This window comes from Paenibacillus sp. P4_A7 (genome assembly GCF_056402455.1).
Window position 1 is genome coordinate 1 of the sequence record NZ_JBFUHJ010000368.1, and the last position, 5,691, is coordinate 5,691.

The following is a 5,691-nucleotide window of genomic DNA, read 5'->3' on the forward strand; positions in this document are numbered from 1 at the left end:
CGTGCAGTAAATGCAGTAAATGGAAGTATATGGGGCGGCAATATTCCCCCTCTATTCCCGTGCGCCTTCATGTTGCCGAAGTCTAACACGGAGTTCCCCTTCTTGTCTTTCACCCCTTACCATCCGGGCGAAATCCTGCGAATAAGCGAGCATTCGTGAGAAAATCATATCGTACCAAGGGAGCTTAATCTACGAGCTTTCCAGTAACTTTGCAACTCGCAAATTACCTCTTTCCTTTGATAGTGATACAGCATCATTACCGCCTTCAACTTTGGCATAAATATCAGCGCCATGTTCCAATAATAAGCCGAGAGCGGACAAAAGCTGTGGATGCGGAAATAATTAAATCAGGATGGTTCTGTGCCGAAGCCGAACCCTCCTGAAAATGCTTAAGGCTGTGTAAAAACACGAGTCAGTAAAATTGTTGCAACATATTACGAACTGTAAAAGGTAAATTAAATTATGTTATTTCAATCCCCTTATTGCTCAATGGATTTAAAATTTCTTCATCACACATGCTGATATAGCAAACGCGTTTGAGGTTTTTCAAATGCTCAAATCCGCTTACCGATTGAACATCAAATTGGCCGTCTTCACCATCCCAATCTGGCTGGATTAAGTGATAAATTTCATTTCCGCCATCAAAACACAGTTCAATAACTTTATCCAAATCTTGAAGTTCCAATTTCAAATTTCTGAAAAATTTTAACATTTCTTCGATTGGGTCTGAAGCGCTATACCATTCAAACTTGTCATATTTCTCTTTTAGAATTTCTAACTCCGACTCAAAAGATGGAGATTGATTTAATAATGAATCAATCACAACCAACTTAAAGTTGAAGTCCTCAAATAAGCCTGTTGCGTCTTTATAAATATCCATTGAAAATCCTCCTCTGTTCAAAATATAAATTTTCTCATCGGTATTGGCTAAGGGGCGCCATGACCGGCCAGTTGTCACGCAGGCTTACGATGCGGAGAAGCTCTTCTTCCGCTGCCTGACGTTCTTCCGCCGTCATGCGGTCGAACAATTCGAGCGGCGGCCCCGACAAGAACTTGTCCGATTGAAAACAAAAACCCGCAAGTTATGCGGGTTTGAATCGGGCTATGTTCTTTTCGTCCGACATTTCATCGGACGAAAAGAACTTGACCCTTAAGTAAGGGCGCAGCAGCGCCCCGACTCCTGTTCACCATTTCGCCAGTACTGCCCCCAAATCTGCTATCACCAAATCTGTCCGGTATGGCGTCTTTTTCTTCTTCAGCTTCTCGTCTAAAATTGCGATGATCTCCATCAGATCCCGCTTAAACATCTCTTTCTGTGTCTCAAGCGGAAGTTCTCCCTCCTCCCGGGTAAAATGCCGAGTGATTTCCAGCTTGAGCTGTCCGCGGCGTTTGGCCAGCTTGCCGACCTGCAAACGGGGACGAATATAGTACTCTGCAGAGAAGTTCGGCGGAACGTCTTCCTCTGAATGAAAATATTCATAGCGCACACTCGGCTCACGATCGTCGTGATGACTAAACCAGCAGTATATACCGAGATAGCCAAAATCATCGCCGTATATTTCCTGCCGCATATCGCGGTCAAGCTGCTCTCTAAGCTCCTCCAAGCTGTCAACGAACGGTTGCGCAGAGCACTGGTAATTGCCCGAACTGACCAGGCGAATAGGATTTTTGGGCAATGGATTGCGTTGGGTAGCCAAAGCAGAGATCCCGTAGTTCGCCAAGTCATGACCGTCGTCAAGAACAAAGCTATCCCCGCGCTTGCCCCATCCTTTGGATGTCCCTTCAATCATCGTAAAGGTTCGGTTGCGCAGCCCGGAATAAAAAGAGCCGTTGATCCATTTCTCGGCAACTGCCTCCACAGGCTCGCGTTCCCCCCATCCGACAATGCGCAGCGCTTCGCAAACGCGAACCAGCTTGTTCCATTGTTCAATGTTCGCATAATGAAAGTAGCGGTCGTACTCGGTGAACAGCGCCTGACGCAGCGAATCCGGCGACGGCTCTTCCTGAATACGTGCTATCAATTGCTCTAGTGTTTCGAATTGGTACAGATCGTTCAGCATCAGGATTCTCCTTTATCTTCGTTGTACGAGAAATGATTACTCCTATTGTTAACAGCGGCTTCGCAAGAAACGTTGGTTGAAAATAGAGAGGCGAGTAATTGGCGCGTTATCGATTTGCCTCGCACATGCACTTACATTAGATCCCTCCATTACTTTGTTGGGAATACGAATACTAATCTTCTGGCATTTGCCAACCCGTTTCCTCATCCCAAATGGCATCCGTATCATCTAGATGCACATGCCAATCCCCATTAGAAATACTTCTTCTAATATCCGTCAAACAGGTCAACCAATAAAACAGCGCATGCAATGTATCTTCAAAATCATCTGAAAAGGGCAGCTTTGTTGAACCTGCAAAGATCACTGTTGGTTCATCCTGCTCATAGTCATAAACACAAAATGTTTCTCCAATATCCTTCATTTCAAAACCGACATTGTATTTATCAATGATGGCCGTTATCTCTTGCTCCTCACTGTTGGTAAGGTTATGGTTTCTCATACAAGTGTAATAAACAGAAATTCCCATGCTACATTTCTCCTTTTTTCTCAGTATACCAGAACTAATGTTCCCGTGTACGATTAATCGACGATGTTCACTTTTTATGATCCCGTACTATTCTACTTACATTTCATTGCTAATTAAAGTATCGTAATTCCTAAATTTCAGTCAAATCGTACCCTTCTTTACTCTTAATTCTCAGGATATACAACGGCTGCGCCGTCCTTCGCTTTCAGAGAAAACAAAGCCGTTTGTCTAGAAATATATAAAGATTGTGAAACTTTCTTATATTTTCAAAAAGAGGCACTCCATCTACATGATGAAATGCTTCTTCAACTTCTTTTTCCAGCGGAAAGCGCAGTTACTTCCCTCTTTGAATAACTTACAAAACCTTGTCTTCCTATAGTTTTAACAATGATCACTCAAGAACTTACGTTCTTATTATTATGCCATATTAATCCATTGTAAGTAAATATTCATTGCATTAAACTGCCAGTTAGCTTAATGAAGACTTAATTTTCATTCAACAGACGTCGCGATTCCTGTTTGTTCTTTTCTTATTAGTGAATGTTAGTAGACAATAATTTCAGTTGCCAAAAAGAGAGGGGTAACAGGGAAGAAATATTGAACTTCAACCTCTTGACCGACTTTCAAATCTTCGAGAGAAATAAGCTGTTTGAACTGATCAGTAGAATCATTCGCGATTTTAAAGACCCGGGTATCTTTCTTGTTTACGTATAAGGCAATTTGTTTAGCTTTATCATCTGGGGAATCGAAATAGATTACGTAGTCCATTTGCATTCCGGCTACGACACCTTTATCTATATCAAAAGTTTCATCGGCTATCTTGATATCGATGATCTTGGCTTTACGCCAGGTGAAAATGCGGTCATCCTCAAAAAATTCTAGATCAAATACAGAGTCGTGTAGAACCTTTGCCGGATTATAATCTATTGTTGCGTTTACTTGATTCTGTGAAGCATTCTCTATAGTAGAACTAGATTCTCCAGTAGATGTCGTGTTGTCATTCTTACTGCAGCTCATGGTAAGAAGAATAAAAACTGCCAATAGTAGAATTACGATCTTTTTCATAATGTTCTCCTTTCTTGTTAATATATATAAATCGACGTTTATTAAGGACTTTATGTTTCATCTTTCCTGAAACATAAAGTCTTTAATAAATTTCTATTTCGTTTCCAGCGGTGGTTGTTCCTCCACTCCCATTATAGGAGAGTCATCAGCAGCCGTGCCCCTGCCCTCACAAGGATAAATATATTTCGGCATGTGCCTTATTGTAACCGTTTCGGGTAACAGTTCAAGCTATCCGAAAGCCCCTTTTATTCACTCCAAAATAATGCTTTTCTGTGAATCTTCCATTGTGCTATACTGCCCGTTAGTTCAATAGAAAAGAGGAGCTACCACATAGGAAGCTCCTCCGATATCGTGTCCCGTTAGCCTAACGCCTTATTTTTCAGAACCAAGCATTCCTTTAATTTCATCAGCAAGCAATAAAACTTCCCCACCATTCGGACTCACTTTTTACAGACCTGACGTCCCACTTATCGCTATTTTGTAGACTTAGGAATTTCTTTCGTAACTCGGCACTTTTAATCATAATCTGATCATTAATTAAGCCTGCTTCTTTAAGTTTCATCAGATTAATATTATGTAAAAAAGTTATTGCTCCAATATCAAACTCTTCAAAAATTCTATATTCAATTTCAGACTCATCTGCAGTTAGCAAGTGTATGTAAAATCCTACAACGAATTATTTTACTTCAACTTCAACTATCCTGCCCGTCTATTTTAATAAACAATAGAGGAGCTGCCGGGAAGCATACTCCTCAACTATCCTTTAGCTTGATAATTTGTAGATCTGGGTTGAATAATCAAGAATAAGTTCTTTCATTACAAGTGAATCCACCCAACGCTGTGGTATACATTCTAAACCGTATAATGCACCAGCTAATTGACCGTATACGGCACCGGTTGTATCAGCATCGTTACCGAGGTTAACTGCTAACAGTACTCCTTCTTCGAAGTTTTTCCCATGATAAAATGCCCATAAAGCCGCCTCCAAGGATTTTACAACGTATCCGCTGCCATGAATCTCTGGAGGTTGCAGTCGTTTGTATGACCCCTTATAGACTTCATTAATATTAGCAACTAGTGGATCCTGTGCCCACAAGAAATCGAATGTCTCAGGATGTAACAACTCATCTTTATTCATTCCTTTGGCCGCAGCAGCAATCATAACACCGAACAGCCTACAAGCATCAATGCACTCCTTTGCTGAATGCGTAGTTCTAGAGCTGATACCAGACCATTTCGAAACTTCATAAAGATTATTAGAAAAAAATAACGGAACAGGAGCAAGTCGCATGATCGAACCATTACCTGCTAAGTAACGGTTTTCAGACCCACTAAATTGTTCACCCGTTCGTTCGAACCTTCGAAGAGCCTCAGCGGTAGCATTTCCAATGTCAAAACATTCTCCAGTTGAACTTAGATGTCCGGTACGATACCATTTCAAATACCGCTCCATCTGATCCATCGGATCAAACCCCATTTTAAATATCAGGCTTTCAGCTAAGCATAAGGCCATGGAGGTGTCGTCGGTCCAGCTACCTTTCGGTAGTTCGAATACACCTCCGCCAATCATTTCTGTGACTTCCGAAAATGTCCCGGGTTCCTTAAACTCGACGGTCGTACCGATGGCATCACCAATTGCCAATCCAATAAGGCTACCTTGAAAACGATTGGTCATAATGTACCCCCTAGAAAATGCTTAATAGACAGATTGTATCATAAACATTACCGAGTTATTCGCTCGTTAATTCAACGAAGTTCAAAAAGGAGCAGCTTCAAAAGCAAGCTCCTCAACTATAGTTCCCCGTTAGCATTCCTGTAGAGCGTTAAATATCCGCTTTGCAAAAAAACGAGCGCCTCGGTACGATGGAAGTACGCAACGGGTCATAGCCCTAAAAATTCCATCATCCAGGAGGACGCTCTATTATGAAGTTTAAATCGCAGGACAAACAAAATCAACTCATTGAAAAAATTACCGCTCAACATCTGGTCGTCGGGATCGACATCGCCCAACAAACGCATGTCGCTCGTGCTGTTAACTTT

6 protein-coding genes are annotated in these 5,691 nt (G+C 41.6%); all 6 read right to left on the reverse strand.

Going from position 1 to position 5,691, the window contains the following annotated elements:
• Positions 1-460 precede the first annotated feature (460 nt).
• The 6 genes from AC1DWN_RS26400 to AC1DWN_RS26425 all read right to left on the reverse strand — a co-directional run bounded on the left by AC1DWN_RS26400 (position 461) and on the right by AC1DWN_RS26425 (position 5,326).
• Positions 461-880: a DUF6892 domain-containing protein gene (locus AC1DWN_RS26400; protein ID WP_477561867.1), complete on the reverse strand. Its 420-nt coding sequence runs from the start codon at positions 878-880 to the stop codon at positions 461-463.
• 304 nt (positions 881-1,184) lie between these two features.
• Entirely contained in the window at positions 1,185-2,060 is an 876-nt protein-coding gene (locus AC1DWN_RS26405) for a hypothetical protein (protein WP_477561868.1), read from the reverse strand.
• Positions 2,061-2,232: 172 nt separating this feature from the next.
• Positions 2,233-2,586, reverse strand: coding sequence for a hypothetical protein (locus AC1DWN_RS26410; RefSeq protein ID WP_477561869.1), 354 nt, complete (start codon positions 2,584-2,586; stop codon positions 2,233-2,235).
• A gap of 543 nt (positions 2,587-3,129) precedes the next feature.
• Complete coding sequence (locus tag AC1DWN_RS26415; RefSeq protein ID WP_477561870.1) at positions 3,130-3,651, reverse strand: hypothetical protein; 522 nt, start codon at positions 3,649-3,651, stop codon at positions 3,130-3,132.
• A 406-nt stretch (positions 3,652-4,057) separates the two neighbouring features.
• Complete coding sequence (locus AC1DWN_RS26420; RefSeq protein WP_477561871.1) at positions 4,058-4,303, reverse strand: hypothetical protein; 246 nt, start codon at positions 4,301-4,303, stop codon at positions 4,058-4,060.
• A 111-nt stretch (positions 4,304-4,414) separates the two neighbouring features.
• Positions 4,415-5,326: an ADP-ribosylglycohydrolase family protein gene (locus AC1DWN_RS26425; RefSeq protein WP_477561872.1), complete on the reverse strand. Its 912-nt coding sequence runs from the start codon at positions 5,324-5,326 to the stop codon at positions 4,415-4,417.
• Positions 5,327-5,691 lie beyond the last annotated feature (365 nt).